We start from the raw sequence: 424 nt of genomic DNA, 5'->3' as shown, positions 1-424 counted from the left end.
GCTTACAGCTCCCCGAGGCAGTTTCGTTGTTCGCCACGTCCTTCGTCGGCTCCTGGCGCCTAGGCATCCTCCGTGTGCTCTTATTAGCTTAACCTCGATTTTTTCCTTCGGAAAAATATCGTATCAACTAATAACTATTTCAACTTGCTTACACAAGTTTCAGCTAAAAGATGTTCTAAAACGCAAATTCGTTTCGGTATCCAGTTTTCAAGGATCAAGTCTTACAATTGAGAGCTTAAACTCTCAAAACTGAGCAACGAGTGAGTAACAGGCCTAAACCTGAGTTTTGGAAGTAATACTTCCGATTTGAATGTTTCCGTTGCAGGAAACGATTCTCCATAGAAAGGAGGTGATCCAGCCGCACCTTCCGATACGGCTACCTTGTTACGACTTCACCCCAATCATCTACCCCACCTTCGGCGGC

Annotated in this window: 2 rRNA genes; both read right to left on the bottom strand. The window is 45.3% G+C overall.

The window, feature by feature from the left end:
* Positions 1 to 94: ribosomal RNA gene (locus HPT30_RS00700) — 23S ribosomal RNA — on the bottom strand; the annotation flags it as partial.
* Positions 95 to 342: 248 nt separating this feature from the next.
* A 16S ribosomal RNA gene (locus HPT30_RS00695) occupies positions 343 to 424 on the bottom strand; the annotation flags it as partial.

The organism is Paenibacillus agri, assembly GCF_013359945.1.
Taxonomy (GTDB): domain Bacteria; phylum Bacillota; class Bacilli; order Paenibacillales; family Paenibacillaceae; genus Paenibacillus_AQ; species Paenibacillus_AQ agri.
The sequence above is the reverse complement of the archived record's forward strand: the minus strand, read 5'-3'. Positions and strand labels throughout refer to the sequence as shown.